Source organism: Desulfosarcina sp. (assembly GCF_046496365.1).
GTDB lineage: Bacteria > Desulfobacterota > Desulfobacteria > Desulfobacterales > Desulfosarcinaceae > Desulfosarcina.
On record NZ_JAWOHB010000116.1, the window covers coordinates 17883 to 43739 of the forward strand.

The window sequence follows — 25857 nt, forward strand, 5'->3', positions numbered from 1 at the left end:
CTTGCAATTTCCCAACCGGTGCAATAGAGTCGGGCTACTTTTGCCGGCGCCCCGATGTTATTGCTGCTCAAATAAACCATACTGGTTCCGGTGATGGCCGCCTGCCCATTTATCGCCACAGTGATCGGCGCCGTCGGCATCGCTTTCTATTTCCAGTTTGTGGTTTTCCTGATTCGAGTTGCCAGTTAAGGTTCTGTCGCCGCCACCGGGCATGCACGGATGATAGCCGATAAAACAGCCATAAAGATTCAATATTTTTTCTATTTCGGGGCCATGGGCATCTACCTGCCCTACTTTAACCTTTACTGCCTCCATATCGGCTTTACCGGCCTTCAGATCGGAAGCCTGTCTGCCCTGCGCGCCGCGGTGTTGATCATCTTTTCCATCCTGTGGGGCCTGCTTGCCGATCGCAAGGATATCCGGCGACCCATTTATGTTCTGTGCAGTTTTGCTAGCACGGCCCTGTGGGCGCTGTTTCTTTTCACCACTGATTTTCGGTTCATGCTGGTCATTACCCTTGTTTACGGCGCCTTATTTGCTCCGATCATCTCCTTTCTCGAAGCCTTCGCCATGGACGTCCTGGGCAAGACCAAAAACCGCTATGGCCGCACCCGGGCGTGGGGGTCTGTCTCGTTCATTGCCGTGGTGATTCTTTTGGGGCGGATGATCGACCGTTATGACGTGGGCATTGTCATCGTTTTGGTGCTGATCATCTCCTTGGCCCAGGCCACTGCGTCAACGGTTATGCCCCGGATCGACGCGCAGCGGCACACGCAAGCCCATGATGCGGTGCGACTTTTTTCAGTTCACACGATGGTATTTCTTGTGTGCGCATTTCTCATGCTGGTGAGCCATGGGGCGTACTATGGCTTTTTCTCCATTCACCTGGCGCAATTGGGGTATGGGGGCAGCTTTATCGGCATTTGTTGGGCCCTGGCATCTGCAGCGGAAGTGGTGGTGATGATCAACTCCGCCCGCTTGTTTGCCCGATTTTCCTTCAAGCGCGTGCTGGCCGTATCGTTTGCGGCGGCGGTGATGCGGTGGGGCATTTTGTTTGCCGCATCGTCGGCCCTGGTGATTATGGCCAGCCAGCTGCTCCACGCGGTCACCTACGGTGCCTTTCATATGGCCGGCATCCTTTATATGGATCAGCTGGCCCCGGCTGCGGAAAAAACCCTGGGCCAGGCGCTGAACAATGCCGCTACCTATGGCCTCGGGCTCAGCGTGGGTTTTTTCGTCAGTGGTGCCTTGTATGAATCCGGCCATACCGCGCCGTTATTTCTGTTCAGCGCCGTTGTGGCGGTTGCCGGGGGCGTGTTATTTGCAGGGTATCATCATTGGGCCTCACCCCCGGCAACGCCAACAGCAGCAGCATGAGCACCTTCGGCAATTTCCCTGATGGTGGGAATAGATAGGGTTGCCGACATCATGGAAAGGACCCATCACCATGCCAACAGCCGCGTGCCGGTGCAACGCATGCAGCCATACATTTGCGCATCTGACCTTCAAGGGTGATGATACCCCGCCTGTCTGCCCCCGGTGCAAGGCGTGGGATATTCAGGTGCAAACCAGCCAGGAGGGTTTCATGACCGGCCCGGGATTGGGATCGCGCATCGCCGGGGTTCCCAAGGGACCCTCCTGAGCGGGGTAGATCAAAGCGGCGGTCTGCCGTTTCAGTCCCCTCTGGCGGGAAACAGCAGGTGGCGCAACCAGCCAAACAGGGTGTTGCCGTGCAGCATGGCCTGCTCCCAGGCCACAAAGTCCCGGGATAGTTTGGCCGGGTCGGAGAAAAATTCAGCCCGGGTGGTGAAGGCCTCTGCGGGATCCAGCCGTTTGACCACGCGGGCCGGGTTGCCGGCGGCCACGCAGTTGGCGGGAACCGAATCCACCACGATTGCCCCGGCCCCCACGATACTGTTCTCGCCGATGGTCACCCCCTTGCAGACGATGGCACTGTCCCCGATCCAGGCGTTTTTTTCGATGACCACCGGCAGCGCCTTTCCGAACGAGATGCGGTTGTAAATCCCGTGCCAGTCCGAATCGGTTATGTAGGCGCCGTTGGCGATCATGCAGTTGTCGGCGATACGGATGCCGGCGGCACTGCTGATCCTGACGCCGGGGCTGATCAGACAGTAGCTGCCGATGGTGATATGGCCCTTGCCCGCCTGGTCCGGCCAAACCGACAGCCTGATTTTTTTGTCCGGGGTGGCGATTATCGTGGCAAACCTTCCGACGGAAATGGGCGCGCCGAACAGTTCCACATGCCAGGGGCGCATGAAGGTAAACCCCGATCCCAGGTGCTCCAGCTGGGGGCGCAAAAAGTGGAGGGCGTAGAATTTCTGAAATTTGAGGTATGCTTTCTTGACGATGTAGGGGCGATGATCTTTAATCATGACCGTTTTCAGCCCACCAGGCGTGGCTGAACAGCCGCCCTCCCGGGGTGAGGTTGAACAGGGCGTCGGCGGCCAAAAGTACCACCGCGTTGGTCCAGGTGATTTTTTCTTCGGGCCACAGGGTCATGTCCGGAAAAGTGAAACCACACCAGAAAGAACCGTCATCAAAAACGTGCTCCGACAGCCAGGTAAAGACGATGTGGGCCTTTTCCGTGTCTCCCAGGGCGGCCAAAGCCATAACCAGCTCCGCGCTTTCAGCGACCGTTACCCAGGGCTGGTCGGATACACAGCGAACCCCCAATCCCTCCACCACATATTTTTTCCACTGCCGTTCGATGCGCCGTCCGGCAGCTTCTCCGGTCACGGCGCCGCACAACACCGGGTAGAACCAGTCCATGGAAAAGCGGGACTTGGTCATGTTGAACAGGTACGGACGTCTGCGGATGGCGTCACCGAGACGGTTGCATGCATCGGCCCAGGCCAGGATGGTTATATCCAATTCGGCGGCAATGGCCAGGGCACATTTCAGACTCATATAAATTGAACTGCACCCGGTAAGCAGCGCCATGGGGTCCACCTTGCCCTGGGGGCTGATTGCCCAGCAGATTTCACCGTTGGCGCTTTGATGTTGCACCGCGAAGTCGATGGCCCGCCGAACCGTCTCCCACATGGATTCCAGAAAGCGGCGGTCCCCGGTAATCAACCAGTAGTGCAACACGCCCACGGCGACATATGCGCTCATGTTGGTTTCACGGGTCCGGTCTGCGGGAATGCCTCTGCGATAGGCGGAAAACCAGCTGCCGTCGGCAAGCTGCATGGTTTTCAGCCAATAAAAGGCCAGACGGGCCTGTTCCAGATATCCACCCACCGTCAGTCCCATGGCTGCTTCCACATGATCCCAGGGATCCGTCTTTTCTCCCGTGGACCAGGGGATTTCTCCGGAGGGCAGCTGGGTGGCGGTGATCAGACGGCAAACCGCATCAACATCAACGGCAAGCTTCCGCCGCAGTTTGCAGATACTCACATTCATAATGATTACAAGCCTTTTAGGCAGATCCAGAATTTAAACGATTGGTCGCAGCGTCCAGCAATCGATTAAAATACGTTGGAAATTGTGGATATGCAAGGGAAAAGGCCAATTCCGCCATGGGCCGCTCAACGTCCGGGCCCGAAAGCTTTACGGGGTTACGACAAGCCGAAAACAAGTCTTCGTGCCCCCGTAAAGGCATTTTTACAAGGGGGTTATACGGTTTGCCATGGCACATTGACAGGACCCTGCAGGTCAGGGGGAACCTTCTTGACTTGGATCTGAAAACTCTTTATGAACTGGGCTTTACTGAAAAAGGCAGGCAAAAATTCATGAAGAATGTGCTCAAGGAAATGATTCTGGCGGCAGCAACCACCGCTTACGATAAAGGCATCTTCCCCTCGCCTGACTTCGGCGATGTGGATTTGGAAGCGCCCAAAGCAGGCAGCCACGGAGACCTTTCTACCAACGTGGCCATGCAGATGGCCAAGACCCAGCGCATGTCGCCGCGTAAAATCGCTGCAACCCTTGTCGACCACCTGAATGACATCAACGGCATTATCGACCGCACAGAAATTGCCGGACCGGGGTTCATCAATTTCTTCATTCGTTATTCGGCGTGGTATCCGGTGCTGGCCGCCATTCACGAACAGGACGACCAATACGGCCGCTGCGACCTGGGCAAGGGGAGGCGCATCCAGATCGAATTCGTCAGCTCCAACCCCACCGGCCCCCTTCACGTGGGCCACGGCCGAGGCGGCGCCGTGGGTGACAGCACGGCCAATATTCTCTCCTTTTGCGGCTACGACGTGCAAAAAGAGTATTACATCAACGATTCCGGGCGCCAGATCCAGACCCTGGGCATGTCGGTCTACCTGCGGGGAAAAGAACTGCTTGGCGAACAGGTGGATTTTCCTGACACCTGCTACCAGGGTGAATACATCCGTGACCTGGCCGGGGAGTTGCTCGAACGGGACGGACGGGAAATTTTTGAGTCCGAAGCGGCCGCAGCCATTATGCCCTGCGCCCGTTATGCGGCGAAAAAGATTACCGCGGGCATGCGGGCGGACCTGGTGGATTTCGGCGTGACCTTCGACCAATGGTTTTCGGAGCAAAGCCTTTATGATTCGGGCAAGGTAGAAGCGGATATCCGTTTTTTCCAGGAGAAGGGGCTGATCTACGAGAAAGAGGGTGCCCTGTGGTTTAAAACCAGCGATTACGGTGACGCCAAGGACCGTGTGGTGGTTCGCCAGAACGGGCAGACAACCTATTTCGCTTCGGATATCACCTATCACAAGGACAAGTTTGAGCGAGGGTTCAACAAGGTCGTCGACGTCTGGGGGGCCGACCACCACGGCTACATTCCGCGCATGAAGGCCGCCGTCGAGGCGTCGGGTTACAACCGCGACCAGTTCGATGTCCTGCTGGTACAGCTGGTCAATCTGCTGCGGGCCGGCCAGCCCGTGGCCATGTCCACGCGGGCCGGCGAGTTCGTCACCCTGGCCGATGTGGTCAAGGAGGTCGGCCGGGATGCGGCCCGGTTTATCTTTCTGACCCGCCATTACGACAGCCCCCTGGATTTCGACCTCGACCTGGCCAAGCAAAAGACCAACGACAACCCCGTGTACTATGTCCAGTATGTTCACGCGCGCATCTCCAGCATCCACCGCAAGGCCGCGGCCGAAGGCATGGATGTGGACGGTTTTGTGACGTCGGATTTGTCCGCGCTGGAGACACCCGAGGATGTGGCTTTGATTAAGGCGTTGGCCCGCTATCCCGAGGCTGTCGAAACGGCTGGCGCCTCCATGCAGCCGCATCGCATCACCTATTACCTGATGACCCTGGCGGCTGCGTTTCACACCTACTATAATCGGCACCGGGTGCTGTGCGAAGACGATTTGCGGCTGACCCGTGCCAGGCTCTGCCTGATCACAGCTGTTCAGAAGGTGATCCGCAACGGACTGGCCCTGCTGGGTGTGTCGTCTCCGGATAGCATGTAGATCCCACCCAGCGGGTTCCATTTCCGAACAGAGGAAAAAAATCTGTGACAGAGGGTACGGCCACCGAGCCAAAACGTCGGATCGCCTGGGAGCGATACCTGCTGGTCTTTTTCGTTGCGGTCTGGATGTTCGTCCTTGGTTTGATGGTGGGCCGGGGAACGGCACCCGTACATTTCGACACCCAGGCGCTGCAAAAGGAGTTGGCCGCCCTGCGTGACGCCATGCTTAAAAAAGAGCGTGAAGCGTTGGAAAAAGCCATTCGGGGAGAAGATGAAAAAACACCTTTGGAATTTTATGAAGCCCTGAAAAAAGACGGGCCGGATGCTGGCGTGCAGATTCCGATGTCCACGGCATCAGCGGCCGAATCGACCTCCCGTGTGGAGAGCGTCCCAGCGTTGAAGCCGGCCCACAAGTCGCGCGCTGCAGTCATGGTTAAGAAAACCACTGTTCCGGTTGAAGCCAAGGTTGAAAAAACACCGGCAACAACCACGACTGCAGAAGTGACAGCGGGCAATCTGACCATTCAGGTGGCGTCCATGAAAGATGCGGCCGCTGCCGAGCGAATCGTTGCAAATCTGAAAAAGGAAGGGTATCCTGCCTACCTGTCGAGAATCATTATTCCCGACAAAGGCCTCTGGTTCCGTGTTTGTGTGGGCAGCTACAAGGACCATGCACAGGCAGCTGCGGACATGGATCGATTGACACGAGACCAGGGTACAGCCATTCTGGTAAAAAAATAAAAAGGGTCGAAGACAATGAAAATTTCCAAGGCGGAGGTCCTGCACGTCGCCCACCTGGCCCGGCTTGATATCAACGATGCAGACGTCGACCGGTTTTCAGACCAGATCGGCACCATCCTCGACTATGTCGACACCCTGAAACAGGTGGAAACCACCGGTGTGCCGGCCACCTCCCATGCCATCACCCTGACCAACGCATTCCGGGAAGATGAGGTGCGGGAACACCTTGACCCGCAAGCTTCTCTGGCCAACGCCCCGGAGAAGGACAACGGGTCCTTTGTGGTGCCCAGGGTAATCTGACGGCACCAAACGCCCTAACCGTTGCTGAACCTGGCGGAAGCTCTGCAAGGAACGGATACCATGAAACTGCATGAACTGACCATTGAGCAGGCCGGCATCCTTTTGAAAAATAGGGAAATTTCTTCCATGGAACTGACCCGGGCCATCCTTGCGCGGATTGACGCGGTGGACGGACAAGTGGGCGCCTACCTGACTGTCGATGCTGAGGGTGCCCTGGCTCAGGCGCAGGCAGCGGACCTTCGCCTTGCCGACGGTGAATCCACGCCCCTGACCGGCATACCCCTGGGCATCAAGGACCTGATCTGCACCCACGGGCTGCGCACAACCTGCGCATCCAAAATCCTTGAGAATTTTATCCCACCCTACGATGCTACCGTGGTTGCCCGGCTGAAAAAAGCGGGTGTGGTGATCGTGGGCAAGTTGAACATGGACGAGTTTGCAATGGGTTCCACTACCGAGCACTCCGGCTTTCAGGTTACCCGCAATCCCTGGAACCTGGACCGTATTCCCGGCGGCTCAAGCGGCGGGTCGGCTGCAGCGGTAGCCGCGGACATGTGCCTGGGAGCCCTGGGTTCGGATACCGGCGGTTCCATTCGGCAGCCCGCCTCCCACTGCGGGGTCGTGGGGGTCAAACCCACCTACGGCCGGGTATCCCGTTACGGTTTGGTGGCATTTGCCTCCTCCCTTGACCAGATCGGCCCATTGGGCAAAAGCGTGGTCGATTGTGCCATGATGCTTGACGGCATCGCCGGCCACGACCCCCAAGACGCCACCTCAATTCCCGAACCGGTGCCGACATTTGCACACATTGCCACCGACGGTCTGACCGACGTGGTGGTGGGTATCCCGAAAGCCTACAGCGCTGCAAAGGGTCTTGACCCGCAGGTGGGCGCGGCTGTTGAACGGGCGATAAAAACCATCGGATCGCTGGGCGCCAGATGCGTCGAGGTCGCTCTGCCCCACACCGACCATGCCGTGGCCGCTTACTACGTTATCGCCCCCAGTGAAGCCAGTTCCAATCTGGCTCGCTACGATGGGGTCAAATACGGCTTTCGGGACAAGACACAGACCGACCTGCTGCAGATGTACCGCAGCACCCGGTCGAAAGGGTTCGGCGCGGAGGTGCAGCGCCGAATCATTTTAGGTACCTACGCCCTATCGGCCGGCTATTACGATGCCTATTACGGCAAGGCCTCCCAGATTCGAACCCTGATCCAAAACGATTTTAAAAAGGTCTTCGCCACTTGTGACGCCATTTTATCTCCGGTGGCGCCGACACCAGCCTATCCCATCGGCGAGACCCTTGACGATCCGCTGGCCATGTATCTGTCAGATGTTTTCACGCTGTCAGCCAATCTGGCAGGCATTCCGGGCATCTCGGTTCCCTGCGGTTTCTCCGACGATGGGCTGCCCATTGGTCTGCAGATCATGGCCCGTCATTTCAACGAACCGATGCTTTTCAAAATTGCCCGGCAGTTCGAACAGGCAGCCACCCTTACGAATAAAAAGCCGTCTTTATGATTGAGGCACAAACGAAAAATGATTCGTTTAACCAAAAGGTTAAAGAAAGGTTTGTATGAGCGTACAGCCTGAAGGCGAAAACATAAGAAAAGCAGTCCAGTGGATATCCGCAGAAAAAAAGGCCGGATCACCCAAAAGTCGACAGCAGCTTCTGGAGGCAGCCTGCCTGAAATTCAACCTGACCCCCATGGAGGCGGAGTACCTCACCCGCATGGTTAAAAAGGGCGTCAACTGACGGAATCGGAGCCGGGTGGTTTTTTTTGTGACGTTGGAAATTTACTAATAATGTCCAAAATCAGAATTCTGCCTGAAATTCTGTCCAATAAAATAGCTGCCGGTGAGGTTGTGGCGCGCCCGGCTTCAGTGGTCAAAGAGCTGGTCGAAAATTCCATCGATGCCGGCAGCACCCGGATCATCGTGGAAATCGAACAGGGCGGACGAAGACTTATCCGGGTGTCGGACAACGGGGAGGGAATGGGCCGTGACGATGCGCTGCTGAGCCTGGAGCGATACGCCACCAGCAAGATTGCCAAAGATCCGGATCTGTTTGCCATCCGTACCCTGGGTTTTCGGGGGGAGGCGCTGCCCAGCATCGCCTCGGTCTCGCGTTTTACCCTGGTGACCCGGGCAACGAGCACCGATGTGGGCACTCAGATCGAGGTTGCCGGGGGGCGGATCAATAGCCTTTGCGACGTGGGTGCGCCCTGCGGTACCTTGATCAGTGTGGGCAGTCTTTTTTATAACACGCCTGCCCGGCGGAAGTTTTTGAAAAGCATCGACACGGAGATGGGCCATATTGCCGACACCATTGCCAGCATGGCGCTGTGCCGGCCGGCCGTTCAATTCCGGCTGTCGCACAATAGCCGGATCGTGAGAAACTGGGCTCCGGCTGCAGACCCCACTGATCGGGTCGCCGATGTGCTTGGAACAGCCATTAAAAAGGAACTGCTTCCGGTTGACCGGGTCAGCGGGGATATCGAAATCCGGGGTTGGATCACCTCGCCGCGTATGAACCGGTCCACTGCCCGGGGAATCCATCTGTTCGTCAATGGTCGCTGGGTCAGGGATCGGGTCATTCAGCACGCCCTGTTTGCCGGTTATGCCGGCCGGTTGATGAAGGGCCTGTATCCGGTCGCCGTGCTGTTTATCGATGTGCCCTTCGACCAGGTGGACGTCAACGTACACCCCACCAAACACGAAATCCGTTTCATCCGCCAAAAATTCGTTCACGATGTCTTGAAGGACACGGTGGCCGATGTCCTGCGACAATCCGATCCAACCCGCTGGAAAGTGCCTGAATCGGCGAGCGCCCAACTGGATCAGGGGCCTTCCAGCGTGTCCGAGCCTCATTCCGGGTTCACAAGGCGTCCTGCACCTGAAATTAACCCCCATGACGCCCGGCAGATTGACAGGCAGGACCGGACAGCACGGTCGACGGCCTCTGCCGTTGCGGCGGACAACCAGCCGAGGATTTCGTCGGCTACCGATGCCATCCATGCCGTGACGTCACCCATCAACCCAGTGGACCGCAGCGGGGATACCATCCGGCAGGCGCCATTGTGGAAGCGGCGGTTTTTTGCCGACCTGGTCGTCATCGGTCAATACCGGGGCACGTATATCATCTGTGAATCCAGCGACGGCCTGATGCTCATCGATCAGCATGCGGCCCATGAGCGAATCGTCTTCGAGCAACTCAAGCGCCAATCCGATGAACGACGACCGACCGTCCAGCGTCTGCTGCTTCCCGAAACCATCGACCTGGGATTTCGTGAAGCCCAGATCTTGGAAAAACTGGTCCCGCAGTTGGACCGTTTTGGGCTTGAGATTGAGCCTTTCGGTGGCAACACCTTCGTGGTCAAGTCCGTGCCGACATTGGTGCACAGTGGTGGCGTTGCCGCGCTGGTTACCCAGCTGATCGAAAAAACGGCTGAAATCGGTGTGAACGCCGAGATGAAAACGATCATGGATGGATGCCTGATGGTCATGGCCTGCCACCACGCGATTCGTGCCCACCACCAACTTGCCGGTGAGCAAATCAAGGCCATGCTCAAGCAGTTGGATGCCTGTGACAATCCGTCGCACTGCCCCCACGGCAGACCGGTCTGGATTCAATGGGCCCTCAAGGACCTGGAAAAGCAGTTCCAGCGGATCTGTTGATTGCGTTTTTGTCAATCAATTGACAAAAAGTGTTCACCAGGATGGTGACTGGCGCAGGCCTTTTTCAGGCGGTAACCGGAAACAAACCCTTAATTATTAAAATAGAAAATAAAATTAAAAACTTACCACGTCATTTATCTACCCCCCAATAATTTTTTGCTTATTTGCAGCGCTAAGGTATGATTTTTGCTTTTATCTCCAGCGGTTTGACTTGATGGTCCAATGAGGTCCAGTGTGCTCATGTGCGGAGAGAATCATGGCAAGTTGCAGTCGACGAGATTTTTTGAGAATCGGCACAGGTTTTCTGGCATCCTGTCTGGTGCCGGCGACGGGATGGTCCGCACTGTTGCCGGACAACACCCGCCGTTCCTTGTCCCTTTATAACACGCATACCGGGGAACGGCTTGGCGTCTGCTATTTTAAGAACGGCGCCTATTGCCCTGGCGCCTTGGGGCAGATAAACCACATCTTAAGGGACCACCGCACCGGTGACATCCAAGCCATTGATTCCCGGCTGTTGGACCTGCTCTACAGCGTCAACCAGCGGCTGGGATCCGGCACCCCCTTTCATATCATCTCCGGTTACCGTTCCCCGCGAACCAATGCACGGCTCCGCAGGCAAAGCACAGGCGTGGCCAAGTTCAGCTACCATATGCTGGGCCGAGCCATTGATATCCGGCTGCCCGGCTACGATACCCATCAGTTGCGGCAAACCTGCCTCGATTTAAAACTCGGCGGCGTCGGCTATTATTCCCGGTCTGATTTTGTACATGTGGACACCGGGGCATTTCGCGCCTGGAACGGTTAGCTGGGGCAGCAGCAGGAAAACGAACCGATGCGTCCTTTCCAGCGGCCCTAAAAAACGACAGCCCGCAGATTTTGCGGGCTGTCGAATGCTGGCATAAACTGGCGGAGAGAGAGGGATTCGAACCCTCGGTAAGGCTTTTGACCCTACACTCGCTTAGCAGGCGAGCGCCTTCAGCCGACTCGGCCATCTCTCCCAAGCTTTTATGGTGGCATATCCCAATTTTATGGCGGAGGGAGTAGGATTCGAACCCACGGAGCTTTCGCTCAACGGTTTTCAAGACCGCCGCCTTAAACCACTCGGCCATCCCTCCACGGAATCAATTCGGCCCAATACCATTTCGATCCATCAGCGTCAATCCTTTTATCCCCGCCAACCCCGGGTTGTGTCAGAATGGTCCCGGCCACCACAACCCTGCCTGCACAACGGATTCCCCGCATCGACAGGGTATAATGTCAACGGTGGAAGCCGGCAAGCCGGAGCATCCGTATCGCTGGAAACGATAACCATCGCTCACGTTAAATGATGGTTGACATCGAAGATGTTTTGTGATGTTCCTCCGTGCACCAAAAAAACAGCGAAATATCGCCCCTGGAGGAAGATGTAGATGAAACAAAAATACGTGGTGCTACTGGATAACGAGACCGGCAATCTGTCCATTCAGGAATATGCCGAATTGGACAAGGAAATGCTCTCCCTGTTATGTGAAGAGACTTATGACGCCTCAAGGATCAAGGCCGCCATGGAGAAGGATCGTAACGCCCTGATCCAGGCTCTTCGCACCCACAACATGTATCCGCCGGGAATCTACACGGAACGGATCGCCGATGCCATTATCGAAATGTTCAAGCCTGGTGCCAATACATCCGCCGAACTCTTCTTCGAAGAGCGGGAAATGTTCAGCCCTGTGGATGTGGAAGAGGTGGAAGAGGTCGAAGATGATGACGATGAAGATGCAGGACTGGATGTGGACGACCTGCTTGACGATGACATCGACGATGATTTCGAAGACAAGGGAACTATCAAGGATTTGAAAAAATCCATTCAAATCTCCGATGAGGACCCCAGCATCGACGACGCCTGACACCGGTTGATGGCATGAAAAAACGCCCGTTTTGACACGCGGGCGTTTTCTCCCTTCAGTGATCCGCAGTTGGCGGCCAACCCGCCTCCCGCCTGGGACCCCAACCGGGTTGAACACGATTCGAAAGACGATTTTTGTCTTGACTTGGTTGGTGACTTACACTAAAAGCCCTGAATGTCGTTCATTTTTTCAGCAGGCATATTAACCGGTCTTCGATTCAGCACCGTCACATGACAAACACCGCGCAGCTGCCCTTCCGGTGGAGATGCGAACCGTGAGTTGTTAAGCGATCAGCGAATACTGGGCCTGGTAATAGTTTGGTCTGTAAGATCCATTGAGAGCTGCCACGACAAGTCGTTCCAAAACCATTAAGAAAGTGGCACCGGTGTGCCCACGAAGACGCCGTTTGCATCGCCGTGCAAACGGCATTTTTTTATAGGCGACAGGTTCTTTTTTTTGCTCCACAACCATCCACAATCAGCATCAGGAGGTGCCCATGGAAAAGGAAAGATCATTTTATGAAAGGTTGAAGGAAAAAGGCGTCTCGCGAAGAGATTTCATGAAGTACTGCACGGCGCTGACGGCAACCATGGGGCTGTCATCATCCTTTGTCCCCAAGGTGGCCGAGGTGTTTGCCGCACCAGCACAGCGTCCGCCGGTGGTCTGGCTGCATTTCGCCGAGTGCACGGGGTGTTCCGAGTCCCTGCTGCGTTCACAATACCCCTACATTGACGAATTGGTCCTCGAGGTGCTTTCGGTGGAATACCATGAGACCATCATGGCCGCCGCTGGTCAGCAGGCCGAAGAGCAGCTTCACAATACGATAAAAAAATACGAAGGTAAGTTCATCTGCATCGTTGAAGGCGGCGTGGGTACGAAATACAACGGCGGCTACGGGAAAGTGGGAGGCCGTTCATTCCTCGAAATTGCCAAGGATGTTTGTCCCAAGGCTGCTGCCGTCATCGCTTACGGCACCTGCGCGACCTTCGGCGGTATTCAGGCCGCAGCCCCCAATCCGGGCGGCTACATGGGCGTCGGAGAGGCCATCGGCATCAAACCGCTTCAAATTCCCGGATGCCCACCCAACCCGATCAACCTGGTGGGTACCGTGGTCAACTATCTGCTGCTGGGCAAACTGCCCGAACTGGATGATATGGGTCGGCCGTTGTTTGCCTTCGGCAGCACCATCCACGATAAATGCCCCCGGCGCTCCCATTTCGAAAATGAGGAGTTCGTGGAGGAGTTCGGCAGCGAAGAGGCCGCTTTGGGCTACTGCCTCTACAAATTGGGCTGCCGCGGTCCGGAGACCTACAACAACTGCCCCACGGCCAAGTTCAATGACGGCACCAGCTGGCCGGTGGAGGCAGGCCATCCCTGCATCGGTTGCAGCCAGCCCAATTTCTGGGACACCATGACCCCGTTCTATGAAGAGATGTGAGTTTAATCATTCCAATTTGAAACAGTCCTTTGACGAATAAAGGGAGGTCGTAAATATGGGTAATCGAGTCGTAGTGGATCCAATCACCAGAATCGAAGGTCACCTTCGCATCGAAGTGGAAGTGGCCGGGGGCAAAGTCGTCAATGCGTGGAGCTCGGGCCAGATGTTCCGCGGCATCGAGCTGATTCTTCAAGGGCGCGACCCGCGTGATGCGCATCATTTTGTCGCCCGATCCTGTGGCGTTTGAACGTACACCCATGCTCTGTCCTCGGTGAGGGCAGTCGAAGCCGCAGTTGGAGTCAAAATCCCCAAAAACGCCAGACTGATCCGGAACATGATGCATGCCGCCCAGTTCCAGCACGACCACTTGGTTCACTTTTATCATTTGCATGCGCTGGATTGGGTGGATATCGTCAGCGCCCTGAAGGCCGATCCCAAGAAAACCGCCGATCTGGCGGACAACGTCAGCAACGCCAAAGTGGGTGGCTCGGCCTACTACAAGCAGGTCCAGCAGCGCATCCAGACATTTGTGGATAGCGGCCAATTGGGCCCGTTTTCCAATGCCTACTGGGGTCACCTGGCCTACAAGCTGCCGCCGGAAGCCAACCTGATGGCTTCGGCCCACTATATTGAAGCCCTTCGGCTTCAGGCGCGATCCGCCCGCATGCATGCCGTCTTCGGCGGCAAGAACCCCCACCCGCAGTTCCTGGTGGTGGGCGGCATTACCAGCGTGGCTGATCTGAAGCCTGACCGCATCGCCGAGTTCCTCTACCTGCAGAAGGAGACGCAGGAGTTCATCGAAAATGTCTACATTCCTGACCTGGTGGCCGTTGCGTCCTTCTACAAGGACTGGGGCGCTATCGGTGGGACCACCAATTTTCTGGCCTGGGGTGAATTTCCCGAAGGCGACAATGAGCCGGACAGCCTGTTTATGCCACGCGGCTTGATCAGCAAGCGGGACTTGGCCAATATTCCCATGGCCGTTCAGGAAAAGGTGGCCGAAAATGTGACCCGCGCCTGGTATGAGGACGGACCCGATCTGCACCCGTACAAGGGTGAAACCAAGCCCCTTCAGGAAGATCCCAAATACCGGCCCGACGGTGGCAAGTACTCCTGGTTCAAGGCGCCCAGATACGAAAGCGAACCCTGTGAAGTGGGCCCCCTGGCGCGTGTGCTGGTAGCCTACGGCAAAGGCCACAAGGAAATCAAACCGCTGGTGGACGCCACGCTCCAGAAACTCGGCATCCCCCCTGCCGCCCTTTTCTCTACCCTCGGCCGGACTGCCGCCAGAGGTTTGGAGACCATCGCCATCGGCCAGGCTATGCCCGGCTGGATCATGGAACTGCTGGAAAATATCAAGAGCGGCGACACCAAGACCTACACTCCCTGGGAAATGCCCGATGAAGCCATGGGCCTGGGTCTCAACGACGTGCCCCGCGGCTCGCTGGGACACTGGATTAACATCGAAGGCGGCAAGATCAAAAACTACCAGTACGTGGTGCCGTCAACCTGGAACTTCGGTCCCCGTGACGACAAGGGCAAAATGGGCCCGGTGGAAGAGGCGCTCATCGGCACCCCGGTGGCCGATGCCAAGCAGCCCCTGGAAGTTCTGCGCACCGTCCACTCCTTCGATCCGTGCGTGGCCTGCGGCGTCCATGTGATCGATCCGGATTCCAACCAGGTCTACAAATTCAAGGTGATCTAATTTTAATCCAGCCCCTCCCCGGGTCCGAAAGACCCGGGGAGGGGCTTTTCGATCTCGGTCACCCCGCCAGTTGATCCATTTTCACTGCATCCACGGGACATTCCAGCATACAAAAGGCGCATCCGATACAGTTGCGCACTGTTTTTAAAACCGGATAGCGCAGGGTTTCCCGGGTGCCCCGGTCCGCTTTCAAATCAATGCAAGCCGTGGGACAGGTATCCACGCAGATGGTGCACCCCATACAGCGCTGATAGTCAAACACCGGCTTGGGCCAGCGTGAGCGGATGCGGATCCGTTCGCACACCCGACCCTCCGGGTTTTTTACACTGGTGTAGGGGCAAATCCGCCCGCAGGCGCCACAGTCAATGCAGATTTCCGGTACGATGCGATGGCGCTCCTTGGGTTTGCCGACGATGGCATCTACCGGGCAGACACGCATGCATACGCTGCACCCGACACATTCATGGGTGATGGTATAGGCCATGGGGTATTGTCCTCGACGTGTGGGCCACGCCCATGCGGACGGGCGAAGGGATCATATTTTCAAGTCCAGAAGGGCCAAACTTTCCGGGGTCGGTACCCCCGTCTCCGGGTCGCAGCCCATGGCCGACCAGTAGTATCGCCGCAGTTTCTCCAAAGGAACTGTCACTCCAGTATTGGCCCCTTCCTGCTGCGGCGGGTCACCCAATACCCGTTTGCTGATGCGGATATCTTTGGGGATGACACCCTGCTTGATGTTGAACAGTTGCCTGACGGTCTGAATCCGATGGCCGATAACCAGATAGGCTTTCGGTGAGTGCTCCCAGCCGGTGGCGGCATTGAGCCAATCAAAGACCGGAATTCGGTGGGCACCCATGAAGGCGCCGAAGAGGCAGCCGCCGGCACCGTTGACCACGTTCATGTACTGGCTGCAGGCTGCTCCCATGGCAGCCTTTTCCCGGTGTGCACGGTACTTGCTGCGCTTGAGATAAAACAGGGAGGGGTCTGGCAGATCTGGTATCACCCGCCAGAGTTGGAACATTTCGTAATACATATACGACCCGATGGTATGGCGACCGGGTGTGGGTTCGACCACGTTGTGCAGGGCAAAACCGGGATCGTAGCGGCCGTCATGCATGCCCAGTTCCTGTCCGCCTGCATGGATGGCGATCGTTTCGGCGCCCCGGCCGATTTCTTGGGCCGCATGTTTGGCGCCGTCGGCCAAAAGGTTGCCGATGCCCTCCCGCCTGACCATTTTTTCCACCAGGCGAACGATGGCCTGGGTGTTTCCCCAGGTCAACTTCAGTCCGTCCGTGTCCGTCAGCGTCAATAGGCCCTTTTCAAAACATTCGATGGCGAAAGCCACGGTGCCGCCCACGGAGATGGTGTCCAGGCCGGCTCGGTTTAGCAGTTCGTTGAGGTAGTAGATGCTGTCGGCATCTTCGTTCAGGCACAGCCCGCCAAGAGCGATGGTGGATTCGTATTCGGGCCGGTGTACCTCGGTCTTACCGTCCGGCGCCAGGCTGATGCCGCCGCAGCCCAGGGGGCATGAGTAGCAAAAGTATTTGGCCACCACCGGGCGGGTGAATTCGTCGGGATCGATAAGCTTGGATTTGTCCAATCCGAAATCCCGGTTGGAGCCCTTCCAGTTCATTACCGGGGCATCGCCTATCTCGATGGCCATCTGGTTCTGGTTGACGGTGCCCCACTTGCTCAGCATGATTTTGTAAAGCATGCCGTCGAGTTCTACCTGGGCGGGTAGCATGCGCATGAGTGCGCCCAGGTAGGCGGTCATGGTGCCGTTTAGAAACGGGGGCTGAAAGGCCACATGATCGTTGCATGCCAGGCTTAAGGCTTTCATCGCCTTGGGATCGGTTGCCTGGACGCGATGGGAACCGCAAAGGGCCACGGCTTTGAGCCTTTTAGCCCCCATGACTGCGCCCAGCCCGCTGCGGGCGGCCAGGCGGCCGCCATGGTTTACGATGCCGGCGATCAGAGAACGGTGTTCACCGGCCATGCCGATGCAGGCGACCCGGACCCGCTTTTTGCTGCCGTGTTCATTCACCAGCAGGCGCTCCGTTTCAACGGCATCCTGGCCCCACAGATGGGTCGCATCGCGCAACTGTGCACCTTTGGTATCGGCATACAAGTAGACCGGCCGGCTACTCTGGCCCGTGAAAAAAATTCCGTCGACCCCGCATGCCTTGATGGCGGGACCCAGATTGCCCCCACAGTTGGCATCGCCCCAGGTACCGGTGAGCGGGCTTTTGCCAACCGCCATCCACCGGCCGGTGAACAGGGAACCGCTCGAAGTCAATACACCGGATACGAATCCCAGGATATTGTCGGGCCCCAGGGGGTCCGCCCCGGCCGGAATCCGCCGATAGAGCAGCCATGCGGCCAGACCCGTGCCGGATAAAAACCGACGGTATATGTCATCTGGGATGGCTTCGGTGGTGATGCGGCCGGTGGTCAGGTCAACCCAAAGCACCTTTCCCATGTAAGCATGGTTCATCGGGCTCCCTAATCCATGAGGATCGAACCGGATAATTATTCAGGATGCGGAAAAAGAACGGCTTTACTATTTCATGTTATGAGTATAATTTCAATATTGATTGCCTGAAAAAAATGAAGGAGGTCCGGGATGTTTAAGAACGTGATCGCCATCTTGATCGTGATGCTGTCCGCCGCCGGTTCTGCAGGTGTTGGCCATGCCCTCGCCGGTAATTGGATCGTGGGATCCATTTCCATCCGAAACGATACCGACCAAATTGAGTATGGAGCGTATCTGTCGGTGTTTTTGGTGGCCGAGAAAAATCCGGTTTCGGCAAACCAATGCCTCGGGGAAACCAACCATCAGCGGAAAGTGGACTGCATCAACAACTGCCACCTCGATTTTTACAAACGCTTTCAGCAAAAACATCAGAAATCCGGTTACCTCATCGCCCAGACCGCGACCTCGGCAACCGGTAATTTTGCCTTTCTTGACGTGCCCCCCGGAACCCACTTTGTGCTGGTGAAATTTCCAGCATTGATTGACGGATACAAGGTGGCCTGGCAGGAACCGGTGATGGTGGTCCCAGGGCGGATCAGTGTGGTGACCCTCGACGAGGAGAATCTGATTCTGCCCAAGAATCGTCGGCGTTGATCCGGGGCGTGAAAAGCGGCTTCTCCTGATGCCGGCGGTTTCCGATCCGGTCCGGTGATCATGGCTTGAACCGTTCTGCAATCCATGCTACCACATCCTTTCGCTGTATTCCGGATGACCGGTCATTCGATTCGGATGCATACTGCCTCCGGTTAATGAATACCCGGCATTGAAAAAACGGAAAGAACGGAAGCAATGGCTATCGACCATGTAATGATCCTGGGTGTGGGCAATCTTTTATTCTCCGATGAAGGCTTCGGCGTCAGGGTCGTAGAGGAACTGGCGCGCCGTTATACCTTCCCCGAAAACGTTTCCATTGTCGACGGCGGTGTCCTCGGGGTGAGCCTGCTGGGTGTCATGTCCGATGCGGACCAGTTGATCGTGGTCGACGTGATTCGCAACAAGGGGGTGCCCGGCGACCTCTATCGCCTGGCGGGAGATGCCATTCCCGAGCGGATCCGGGCCAAAAACTCCCTGCATCAGATTGATTTCCTTGAAGCCCTGACGCTTTGCCAGGCCATGGAAAAGGTGCCCGAAGCCGTCATCCTCGGCGTGGAGCCCGAAGATATCAACACCCTGAGCACGGAGCTGACCGAAAAAACCAAAAACCGGATGGAAGATATCATCCAGATGGTCCTGGGTGAACTCGCGCGGCTGGGTGTCGCCTGGCATGATAAAGGAGCAGACGAGCATGTGTCTTGCAATCCCGTCTAAAATTACCCGTATCGAAAACGAAATGGCCACCATTGATGTGGACGGCGTAAAACGATCGGCCAGCCTGATGCTGCTGGAGGATTCAGCAGTGGGTGACTATGTCATCGTGCATGCCGGTTTTGCCATCAAAAAGCTGGACGAAGAATCCGCCATGGAAACCATCCGACTCTTAAGGGAGGCCGCCGCCTTTGTAGACGATCTGGAAGCCGGCAAAGGATAGCGTCGAACCGCGGGCCATGACAGATGCATTTACCGCAAAACGCCTGGAGATCAACGGCATCGTGCAAGGGGTGGGTTTTCGCCCATTCATCTACCAGCTGGCGATTCAGCATGGATTGAAGGGAGAAGTGGCCAATACTGCCACCGGTGTTTCCCTGACCATAGAGGGACCGGAAAACGAGCTTCGGCAGTTCATCGACGATCTCCCCGTTCGAAAACCGCCCCTGGCCCACATCGTCGCGGTCGAGGAAACATCTGAAACATTCAAAGGATTTAAAGGGTTTTCCATCGTCAAAAGCCAGAGCAGCGCCAGTCGCGCCACCCTCATTTCACCGGATGTGATGGTCTGTGACGACTGCCTTGCTGAAATGCGTGATCCGTTGGACCGCCGCTTCGGCTATCCATTCATCAACTGCACCAACTGTGGCCCCCGCTACACCATCATCGACGATGTTCCTTACGACCGGCCCAAGACCAGTATGCGCCACTTTACCATGTGCGAGCAGTGTCAGGCCGAATACGCCGACCCCGACAACCGGCGCTTTCATGCCCAGCCCAACGCCTGCCCGCTCTGCGGTCCCCGGGTGACCCTGTGCGATGTCAGCGGAAAGACTGTCGACACGGATGATCCCGTCGCCGACGCGGCCAGCCGTATCAGGGACGGGCGCATCGTGGCTGTCAAGGGACTGGGTGGTTTTCACCTGGCCGTAGATGCCACCCATGCCGCCGCCGTAGCGCGCCTCCGGCGGCGCAAGCACCGGGAGGAAAAGCCTTTGGCCCTCATGTGTGGCGACATGGAGCGCATCCGGGCGATCGCTCTCGTGGGGGCAGCGGAAGAACGGCTGCTGACCTCCATCCAGCGTCCCATCGTTTTGCTGGAAAGGCGGGAGAATACGCCGATTGCCGAATCGGTTTCCCCTGGCAACCGCTATTTTGGCATCATGCTGCCCTATACGCCCTTGCATCATCTGCTGATGGACGCCGGCTTTACCGCCCTGGTGATGACCAGTGCCAACTTGAGTGAAGAGCCCATTGCCATCGACAACGCTGAAGCATTTGCCCGTTTGGGCAGGATCGCCGATGACTTTCTCGTCCACGACCGGGAGATTTACCTGCGCAGCGACGACTCCATCGTCCGTCACAGCGCCGGCCACATGCGTGCCATCCGACGTTCGCGGGGCTATGTGCCCGTCCCCGTTTTTTTAAAGGAGGACATCCCTGCGGTGCTGGCCTGCGGGGCCGAACTGAAGAACACCGTCTGTCTCACCCGGGGCAACCAGGCCTTTGTCAGCCAGCATATCGGCGACCTGGAAAACCGGGCCACCGACGATTTCTTCCGGCTCACGATTGACCATCTCAAACGCATTCTGGACATCGATCCGCAGATCGTGGCCTGCGACCTGCATCCGGACTACCTGAGTACCCGCTATGCAAAGAAATGGGGCGGCAGCGGCCCCTGCATCGCGGTCCAGCATCACCACGCCCACGTTGCCGCCTGCATGGCTGAAAACAAGGCCGACGGGCCGGTGATCGGGCTCTCCTTCGACGGTACGGGACTGGGGACGGACGGCACCATCTGGGGAGGCGAGGTGCTGGTGGCCGATTACCACACCTTTACCCGGGCGGCCCATTTGGCGACGGTGCCCATGCCCGGCAGTGCCGCTGCCATCAAGGAGCCCTGGCGCATGGCCCTCAGTCATCTGAAGGGAACATTCGGTGAAGATGTGGGGTTTCCCGCGTTCCCCCTGTTCCAATGGGTCGACAAACAGCAGATAAATGTCATCATGGCGATGATGGATAAACAGATCAACAGTCCGCTCACTTCCAGTCTGGGCCGGCTTTTTGATGCCGTGGCCGCGATCATCGGACTGCGAGGCAAGGTGGCTTTCGAAGGTCAGGCCGCCATGGAACTGGAGATGATCGCCGACGACACCGAATCCGGCCACTATGATTTTTCATGGGAAGACCGCGGCGACGATCCGATTCTCATTCCAAATGCCCCCATCATTCGTGGTGTGGTTCGTGATGTGAACGCGGGTCTTTCGGCGGCAGCCATCAGTGCCCGGTTTCACCGCACACTGATCATCCTGTTCGACCAGCTGTGTCGTCACCTGCGCACCGCCACCGGCATCGACCGGGTGGCGCTGAGTGGCGGCGTGTTTCAAAATCACCGGTTGCTGGCCGGGTTGACCGCCGCTTTGGAAAAAAGCGGTTTCGACCTGCTTACCCATCGGCTGGTGCCGGCAAACGACGGCGGCCTTTCCCTGGGCCAGGCCGTGGTGGCGGCAGCCAGATTTAAAAAACAATGAGGCACGATCCAGTATGACCCTGAAACACAGCCGCGACTTTCACGATCCCCAAATCGCCAGGCATCTGGCCGCGCGCATCACCCACACCAGCCGGAAATCGGTCCGGTTAATGGAAGTGTGTGGAACGCATACCGTCGCCATTTTCAGAAGCGGAATCCGTTCGCTGCTGCCGGAGACCATTGCCCTGCTCTCGGGACCGGGATGCCCGGTGTGTGTCACCGCCCAAAAGGAGATCGATGCCTTCATCGCCCTGGCCCGGGAACCGGAAACCATCGTGGCCACTTTCGGCGATCTGATCCGGGTGCCGGGCAGCGGCTCATCCCTGCAACGGGAAAGGGCCGACGGTGCCGACGTGCGCATAGTTTATTCCACCTTCGACGCCGTGACGCTGGCTCGTGAGAACCCGGACAAGCGGGTGGTGTTTCTGGGGGTGGGGTTTGAAACGACTGCCCCGACCGTGGCTGCCGCCATTTTGGCTGCTCACCATCAAAGGCTCGACAATTTTTCCGTGGTGTCGGCCCACAAGACCGTACCCCCGGCCCTGGAGGCCTTGGCTGACGGTCAGATCAACATCGACGGATTCCTGCTGCCCGGCCACGTGTCCGTGATTATCGGCATGGATGCCTACCGGCCTTTTTTTGAGGCCCATCGGGTGCCGTGCGTGGTGGCCGGCTTCGAACCGGCCGACCTGCTCCAGAGTATCGCCATGCTGGTGGATCAGGTGGAATCCGGCCAGCCGGCCCTGGAGAATGCTTACCCCCGGGCGGTCTCACCAACCGGAAACCCCAAAGCAATGGCGGTCATGGGTGAGGTCTTTGCGGTTTGCGATGCCGACTGGCGGGGTATCGGCTCCATTCCTGGCAGCGGTTTGGCCATCCGTGAAAAGTATGCCGCTTTCGACGCCGTCAGGGTTTTCGACATTCGGCTGAAACCTGCTCCGGAGCCCAAGGGATGTGCCTGTGGTGAAATTCTTACCGGCGTGAAAATTCCACCCCAGTGCCCGCTGTACAAAACGGCGTGCAACCCGATGGCGCCGGTGGGGCCATGCATGGTCTCCAGTGAAGGCACTTGCGCGGCCTATTACCGTTACCACGGCGACGGATAACGCGTATTTTCAAACAGGAAGCATCGCTATCTCATGAAACCGGACAAGATCCTTCTGGACCACGGCAGCGGTGGGAAAATTTCCCACGGGTTGACGGCTGACCTGCTGCTGCCCGCATTCGACAACCCGGCCCTGGCCATGCTCGATGACGGCGCCACACTGAATGTTCACGGCGGCCGCATCGCCTTTTCCACGGACACCTATGTGGTGGACCCCATCTTTTTTCCCGGCGGCAGCATCGGTGATCTGGCCATCAACGGTACGGTGAACGATGTGGCCATGTGCGGTGCCACACCCCTTTTCCTGAGTGTGGGGATGATTATCGAAGAGGGTTTTCCCATGGCTGACCTTGAGCGGGTGGTGGCGGATATGGGGCGTGCTGCCAGACTGGCCGGCGTCACCGTGGTCACCGGCGACACCAAGGTGGTGCCCAAAGGGGCGGCGGACAAGATCTTCATAAACACATCCGGTATCGGCATCGTCGCTGAGCATGTCAATGTCTCCGGTGCCAATGCCCGCGCAGGGGATGTGATCATCCTCAGCGGCACCATGGCTGACCATGGCATGACCATTCTCACCCAGCGGCAGGGGTTGGCTTTCGAATCGGACTTGAAAAGCGATTCCGCGCCACTGAATCGTATGGTGGTCGATATACTTCGCTGTGGATGCGATATCCACGTCCTGCGTGATCCCACCCGCGGCGGGGTCGGTACGACCCTCAACGAGATTGCCGGAAAATCGCAAGTGGGCATCCGTATTCACGAAGCGCGCCTGCCTGTCAGACCTGCGGTATCCGGGATCTGCGAACTGCTGGGTTTCGACCCCCTCTATGTGGCCAACGAGGGCAAGTTGCTGGCTTTTGTGCCGGCCGGGCATGCCCACCAGGTACTCGACGTAATAAAAAAATCCCCCTATGGCAAGGATGCCTGCATCATCGGTGAGACGATCGATGATCATCCGGGGCGCGTTTTTATAAAAACCCGCATTGGTGGCGAGCGCATCGTTGACATGCTCACCGGCGAGCAACTGCCGCGGATATGCTGATGTTTTTGCAGCGTCCCGGACCTGTTCGGGCGACGGTTCTTTCAGCGGGAGTGCTGGTCGCGCTCCTATGCAGCGCCTGCCAACCGAAAAGGGAACTGCTGCTGACCGGAAGGACCATGGGTACGACCTATCACATCAAGGTGGTGGCCGGCCTGTTCACGTCCGGCGCCGAGTTACAGCAACAGATCGACAACCGTCTGGCTGCGATCAACAAAAGCATGTCCACCTATGATCCCGGCAGTGAGATCAGTCGGTTCAATGACCTCGAATCAACATCCGAGCCGTTTTTCCCTTCCGATGATTTCCTGAATGTCCTTCAGGTGGCTGCCGAGTTGTACAGAATTACCGACGGGGCCTGGGACGGCACCGTGGACCCGCTTGTCAACCTGTGGGGTTTTGGCCGCCAGGGGACGTCGGGCCGCGTGCCGGACGACCGTGAAATCCGGCAGGCCCTTTCCCGTGTCGGATTCGACCGAATCCAGCTGAACCCGGCGGGTACCATCAGCAAGCTGGATTCCGCCCTGACCTTGGATTTGGGATCCATCGCCAAAGGCTATGGGGTGGATGCGATCGCCCGCTTGTTGGGGGGCCAGGGTTTTTCTGACTTCCTGGTGGAGATCGGCGGCGAAGTCTTCGCCCGCGGCCGCCGTAAGGACGGCAAACCCTGGCGAGTGGGCATCAACCGACCGGTGCGGCAGGCGGCCATCGACGATGTTTACAAAGCGATGCCGCTTATGGACCAGGCCATGGCCACCAGTGGTGACTACCGTATTTTTTTCCAGATCGGCGATCAATTCTATTCGCACATACTCGATCCGCGCACCGGGCGGCCGGTGACCAATGGGGTCGTTAGCGCCACGGTGGTGGCGGCCAACTGTACGGTGGCTGACGGTCTGGCCACCGCCCTGATGGTGATGGGGCCTGAAAAAGGGGTGGCGCTGGTTGACCGTTTGACATCTGTGGCGTGCCTCATCGTGGTTCGGCAGCCAGACGGCACCCTTACGGACCACCCATCCCGTGGATTCGTGATCAATTGACGGCTTCACCGGGGGCTCAGTATGTGTGCGAGCCGCCTTTCGTGTCGCAGTGACCCGACTTGAAAAACTCCCGCGTGCGCACCTGTTTACCATGGGTTTTTTGCTTGACAAATCCCAGGGAACTAAATAGTTATTTTATAGCTAAATTGTAGCTTAATAGCAATATCCATGATATTGATGGGTTAGGTAATTACCCGAAATCCGGGGTCAAGCAGTGCAGTCAAGGGCTTTCCCTGCTGTTGCTCTTGGCCCGGCAACTCAAAGGAAGGTGAACCGTGGAAATTGCCGTACTGCTCAAACAGGTTCCGGCCACCGAGTCTCTGATTGAGATCGCCGACGACGGAATCGCCATTAAAAACGAAGGCATCAACTGGGTGATGAATCCTTACGACGAATTAGCCGTAGAGGAGGCCCTTCAGATCCGTTCTGCCGGCGGTGGGACAGTGACCGTTTTTACCCTGGGACCGGAAAAGGCCGTCGAAGCCCTGCGCACGGCGCTGGCCATGGGGGCGGACACGGCTGTACGCATCGACCCGCAAGGAGAACAGCTGGACGGGCTGGCCACGGCCAAAGTGCTTGCCGGAGAGTTGAAGAAGGGCGCCTTCGATCTGATCATTGCCGGTCATCGTGCCGTGGATGATGATAATTTCCAGGTCGGCCCGGCGGTTGCGGAGCTCATGGGCATTCCCCACATATCAATGGTAACTCACCAGGAACTGAAAGAGGGCCGTATCCGCTGCACCCGGACCATTGACGGCGGCACGCTGGTGCTGGAGACCGGTCTGCCAGCCCTGATCACGACCCAACGCGGCCTCAACGAGCCCCGCTATGCCAGCCTGCCGGGAATCATGAAAGCCAAGAAAAAACCCATTGATACGCGCACCCTGTCGGAAACCGGCACCGATCCGGGAGAACCCATGGTCAGGACCATTGCCATGCGGGTGCCGCCTCAGCGAAAGGGCGGCCGGATTATCGAAGGCGACAGTGCGGCCGCCAAGGCGGCGGCGTTGGTCAAGGCCCTTCGGGAAGAGGCCAAAGTGCTCTGATTGGACAACACCGGCTGGCGATTTTAATGCAGACACCGCCCGTCGCAGATGCCGACGCACGATCGGGCGTCACCATACAGGGAGAA

The 25857-nt window shown here is 57.5% G+C and carries 24 protein-coding genes and 2 tRNA genes; 20 read left to right on the forward strand and 6 right to left on the reverse strand.

Annotated elements, in window-relative coordinates:
* Positions 1–219: 219 nt before the first annotated feature.
* Together R6V78_RS09900 and R6V78_RS09905 are read left to right on the forward strand one after the other, a co-directional pair.
* Positions 220–1377: an MFS transporter gene (locus tag R6V78_RS09900; RefSeq protein WP_410289194.1), complete on the forward strand. Its 1158-nt coding sequence runs from the start codon at positions 220–222 to the stop codon at positions 1375–1377.
* Positions 1378–1447: 70 nt separating this feature from the next.
* Positions 1448–1642, forward strand: coding sequence for a zinc ribbon domain-containing protein (locus R6V78_RS09905; protein WP_410289195.1), 195 nt, complete (start codon positions 1448–1450; stop codon positions 1640–1642).
* Positions 1643–1673: 31 nt separating this feature from the next.
* Here R6V78_RS09905 and R6V78_RS09910 read toward each other — a convergent pair whose 3' ends face one another.
* Complete coding sequence (locus tag R6V78_RS09910; RefSeq protein ID WP_410289196.1) at positions 1674–2393, reverse strand: acyltransferase; 720 nt, start codon at positions 2391–2393, stop codon at positions 1674–1676.
* Positions 2386–3423 carry a phenyltransferase domain-containing protein gene (locus tag R6V78_RS09915; RefSeq protein ID WP_410289197.1) on the reverse strand — a complete coding sequence of 346 codons (1038 nt, stop codon included), beginning with the start codon at positions 3421–3423 and terminating at the stop codon, positions 2386–2388. The genes R6V78_RS09910 and R6V78_RS09915 overlap by 8 nt, the downstream gene beginning before the upstream one ends.
* 329 nt (positions 3424–3752) lie before the next feature.
* On the opposite strand from R6V78_RS09915, the gene argS reads away from it, so the two are divergent.
* From argS to R6V78_RS09950, 7 genes are all read left to right on the forward strand, one after another.
* Entirely contained in the window at positions 3753–5420 is a 1668-nt protein-coding gene (argS, locus tag R6V78_RS09920) for an arginine--tRNA ligase (protein ID WP_410289320.1), read from the forward strand.
* Positions 5421–5464: 44 nt separating this feature from the next.
* Complete coding sequence (locus tag R6V78_RS09925) at positions 5465–6160, forward strand: SPOR domain-containing protein (RefSeq protein WP_410289198.1); 696 nt, start codon at positions 5465–5467, stop codon at positions 6158–6160.
* Positions 6161–6175: 15 nt separating this feature from the next.
* Positions 6176–6460, forward strand: coding sequence for an Asp-tRNA(Asn)/Glu-tRNA(Gln) amidotransferase subunit GatC (gene gatC / locus R6V78_RS09930; RefSeq protein ID WP_410289199.1), 285 nt, complete (start codon positions 6176–6178; stop codon positions 6458–6460).
* A gap of 60 nt (positions 6461–6520) precedes the next feature.
* Positions 6521–7981, forward strand: coding sequence for an Asp-tRNA(Asn)/Glu-tRNA(Gln) amidotransferase subunit GatA (gatA, locus tag R6V78_RS09935; RefSeq protein WP_410289200.1), 1461 nt, complete (start codon positions 6521–6523; stop codon positions 7979–7981).
* Positions 7982–8036: 55 nt separating this feature from the next.
* Positions 8037–8216, forward strand: a complete 180-nt coding sequence (locus tag R6V78_RS09940; protein WP_410289201.1) for a hypothetical protein — start codon at positions 8037–8039, stop codon at positions 8214–8216.
* A gap of 50 nt (positions 8217–8266) precedes the next feature.
* A complete protein-coding gene (gene mutL / locus R6V78_RS09945; RefSeq protein ID WP_410289202.1) occupies positions 8267–10138 on the forward strand; it encodes a DNA mismatch repair endonuclease MutL in 1872 nt (623 codons plus the stop codon).
* A gap of 256 nt (positions 10139–10394) precedes the next feature.
* A complete protein-coding gene (locus R6V78_RS09950; protein ID WP_410289203.1) occupies positions 10395–10946 on the forward strand; it encodes a DUF882 domain-containing protein in 552 nt (183 codons plus the stop codon).
* Positions 10947–11045: 99 nt separating this feature from the next.
* Here R6V78_RS09950 and R6V78_RS09955 read toward each other — a convergent pair.
* Both R6V78_RS09955 and R6V78_RS09960 read right to left on the reverse strand, forming a co-directional pair.
* Positions 11046–11139: transfer RNA gene (locus tag R6V78_RS09955), tRNA-Ser, on the reverse strand.
* A gap of 31 nt (positions 11140–11170) precedes the next feature.
* Positions 11171–11256 (reverse strand) — tRNA-Ser (locus R6V78_RS09960).
* A 294-nt stretch (positions 11257–11550) separates the two neighbouring features.
* Between R6V78_RS09960 and R6V78_RS09965 the strand changes: the two genes are divergently transcribed.
* The 3 genes from R6V78_RS09965 (at position 11551) to R6V78_RS09975 (ending at position 15170) form a co-directional block, all read left to right on the forward strand.
* Positions 11551–12027: a hypothetical protein gene (locus R6V78_RS09965; protein ID WP_410289204.1), complete on the forward strand. Its 477-nt coding sequence runs from the start codon at positions 11551–11553 to the stop codon at positions 12025–12027.
* A 496-nt stretch (positions 12028–12523) separates the two neighbouring features.
* Positions 12524–13465 carry a hydrogenase small subunit gene (locus R6V78_RS09970; protein WP_410289205.1) on the forward strand — a complete coding sequence of 314 codons (942 nt, stop codon included), beginning with the start codon at positions 12524–12526 and terminating at the stop codon, positions 13463–13465.
* A gap of 55 nt (positions 13466–13520) precedes the next feature.
* Positions 13521–15170: a nickel-dependent hydrogenase large subunit gene (locus R6V78_RS09975; RefSeq protein WP_410289206.1), complete on the forward strand. Its 1650-nt coding sequence runs from the start codon at positions 13521–13523 to the stop codon at positions 15168–15170.
* 58 nt (positions 15171–15228) lie between these two features.
* Here the strand turns inward: R6V78_RS09975 and R6V78_RS09980 are convergent, their stop codons facing one another.
* Positions 15229–15654, reverse strand: coding sequence for a 4Fe-4S binding protein (locus R6V78_RS09980; RefSeq protein ID WP_410289207.1), 426 nt, complete (start codon positions 15652–15654; stop codon positions 15229–15231).
* Positions 15655–15705: 51 nt separating this feature from the next.
* Positions 15706–17664 (reverse strand): aldehyde ferredoxin oxidoreductase family protein, encoded by a 1959-nt coding sequence (locus R6V78_RS09985; protein ID WP_410289208.1) that lies wholly within the window; start codon positions 17662–17664, stop codon positions 15706–15708.
* Between the two features lie 129 nt (positions 17665–17793).
* Here R6V78_RS09985 and R6V78_RS09990 point away from each other — a divergent pair, with 129 nt between their 5' ends.
* From R6V78_RS09990 to R6V78_RS10025, 8 genes are all read left to right on the forward strand, one after another.
* Entirely contained in the window at positions 17794–18297 is a 504-nt protein-coding gene (locus R6V78_RS09990) for a carboxypeptidase-like regulatory domain-containing protein (protein WP_410289209.1), read from the forward strand.
* A gap of 195 nt (positions 18298–18492) precedes the next feature.
* On the forward strand, positions 18493–19011 hold the full coding sequence (locus tag R6V78_RS09995) for a HyaD/HybD family hydrogenase maturation endopeptidase (RefSeq protein ID WP_410289210.1): 519 nt from the start codon (positions 18493–18495) through the stop codon (positions 19009–19011).
* Complete coding sequence (locus R6V78_RS10000) at positions 18989–19231, forward strand: HypC/HybG/HupF family hydrogenase formation chaperone (protein ID WP_410289211.1); 243 nt, start codon at positions 18989–18991, stop codon at positions 19229–19231. Before R6V78_RS09995 ends, R6V78_RS10000 begins: the two co-directional genes overlap by 23 nt.
* Positions 19232–19247: 16 nt before the next feature.
* Entirely contained in the window at positions 19248–21539 is a 2292-nt protein-coding gene (hypF, locus tag R6V78_RS10005) for a carbamoyltransferase HypF (RefSeq protein WP_410289212.1), read from the forward strand.
* A gap of 13 nt (positions 21540–21552) precedes the next feature.
* Entirely contained in the window at positions 21553–22644 is a 1092-nt protein-coding gene (gene hypD, locus R6V78_RS10010; RefSeq protein ID WP_410289213.1) for a hydrogenase formation protein HypD, read from the forward strand.
* 33 nt (positions 22645–22677) lie between these two features.
* The gene (hypE, locus tag R6V78_RS10015; RefSeq protein ID WP_410289214.1) at positions 22678–23688 is read left to right on the forward strand and encodes a hydrogenase expression/formation protein HypE; all 1011 of its coding nucleotides are present in this window, start codon (positions 22678–22680) and stop codon (positions 23686–23688) included.
* 116 nt (positions 23689–23804) lie between these two features.
* A complete protein-coding gene (locus R6V78_RS10020) occupies positions 23805–24725 on the forward strand; it encodes an FAD:protein FMN transferase (protein ID WP_410289215.1) in 921 nt (306 codons plus the stop codon).
* 275 nt (positions 24726–25000) lie between these two features.
* The gene (locus tag R6V78_RS10025; RefSeq protein WP_410289216.1) at positions 25001–25771 is read left to right on the forward strand and encodes an electron transfer flavoprotein subunit beta/FixA family protein; all 771 of its coding nucleotides are present in this window, start codon (positions 25001–25003) and stop codon (positions 25769–25771) included.
* Positions 25772–25857: the final 86 nt, after the last annotated feature.

What these genes read in the sequence shown, in the direction of transcription:
- R6V78_RS09900 (WP_410289194.1), top strand. Translation starts at nt 220, where the DNA reads ATGATAGCCGATAAAACAGCCATAAAGATTCAATATTTTTTCTATTTC.
- R6V78_RS09905 (WP_410289195.1), top strand. Translation starts at nt 1,448, where the DNA reads ATGCCAACAGCCGCGTGCCGGTGCAACGCATGCAGCCATACATTTGCG.
- R6V78_RS09910 (WP_410289196.1), bottom strand. Translation starts at nt 2,393, where the DNA reads ATGATTAAAGATCATCGCCCCTACATCGTCAAGAAAGCATACCTCAAA.
- R6V78_RS09915 (WP_410289197.1), bottom strand. Translation starts at nt 3,423, where the DNA reads ATGAATGTGAGTATCTGCAAACTGCGGCGGAAGCTTGCCGTTGATGTT.
- argS (WP_410289320.1), top strand. Translation starts at nt 3,753, where the DNA reads ATGAAGAATGTGCTCAAGGAAATGATTCTGGCGGCAGCAACCACCGCT.
- gatC (WP_410289199.1), top strand. Translation starts at nt 6,176, where the DNA reads ATGAAAATTTCCAAGGCGGAGGTCCTGCACGTCGCCCACCTGGCCCGG.
- gatA (WP_410289200.1), top strand. Translation starts at nt 6,521, where the DNA reads ATGAAACTGCATGAACTGACCATTGAGCAGGCCGGCATCCTTTTGAAA.
- R6V78_RS09940 (WP_410289201.1), top strand. Translation starts at nt 8,037, where the DNA reads ATGAGCGTACAGCCTGAAGGCGAAAACATAAGAAAAGCAGTCCAGTGG.
- mutL (WP_410289202.1), top strand. Translation starts at nt 8,267, where the DNA reads ATGTCCAAAATCAGAATTCTGCCTGAAATTCTGTCCAATAAAATAGCT.
- R6V78_RS09950 (WP_410289203.1), top strand. Translation starts at nt 10,395, where the DNA reads ATGGCAAGTTGCAGTCGACGAGATTTTTTGAGAATCGGCACAGGTTTT.
- R6V78_RS09965 (WP_410289204.1), top strand. Translation starts at nt 11,551, where the DNA reads ATGAAACAAAAATACGTGGTGCTACTGGATAACGAGACCGGCAATCTG.
- R6V78_RS09970 (WP_410289205.1), top strand. Translation starts at nt 12,524, where the DNA reads ATGGAAAAGGAAAGATCATTTTATGAAAGGTTGAAGGAAAAAGGCGTC.
- R6V78_RS09980 (WP_410289207.1), bottom strand. Translation starts at nt 15,654, where the DNA reads ATGGCCTATACCATCACCCATGAATGTGTCGGGTGCAGCGTATGCATG.
- R6V78_RS09985 (WP_410289208.1), bottom strand. Translation starts at nt 17,664, where the DNA reads ATGAACCATGCTTACATGGGAAAGGTGCTTTGGGTTGACCTGACCACC.
- R6V78_RS09990 (WP_410289209.1), top strand. Translation starts at nt 17,794, where the DNA reads ATGTTTAAGAACGTGATCGCCATCTTGATCGTGATGCTGTCCGCCGCC.
- R6V78_RS09995 (WP_410289210.1), top strand. Translation starts at nt 18,493, where the DNA reads ATGGCTATCGACCATGTAATGATCCTGGGTGTGGGCAATCTTTTATTC.
- R6V78_RS10000 (WP_410289211.1), top strand. Translation starts at nt 18,989, where the DNA reads ATGTGTCTTGCAATCCCGTCTAAAATTACCCGTATCGAAAACGAAATG.
- hypF (WP_410289212.1), top strand. Translation starts at nt 19,248, where the DNA reads ATGACAGATGCATTTACCGCAAAACGCCTGGAGATCAACGGCATCGTG.
- hypD (WP_410289213.1), top strand. Translation starts at nt 21,553, where the DNA reads ATGACCCTGAAACACAGCCGCGACTTTCACGATCCCCAAATCGCCAGG.
- hypE (WP_410289214.1), top strand. Translation starts at nt 22,678, where the DNA reads ATGAAACCGGACAAGATCCTTCTGGACCACGGCAGCGGTGGGAAAATT.
- R6V78_RS10020 (WP_410289215.1), top strand. Translation starts at nt 23,805, where the DNA reads ATGGGTACGACCTATCACATCAAGGTGGTGGCCGGCCTGTTCACGTCC.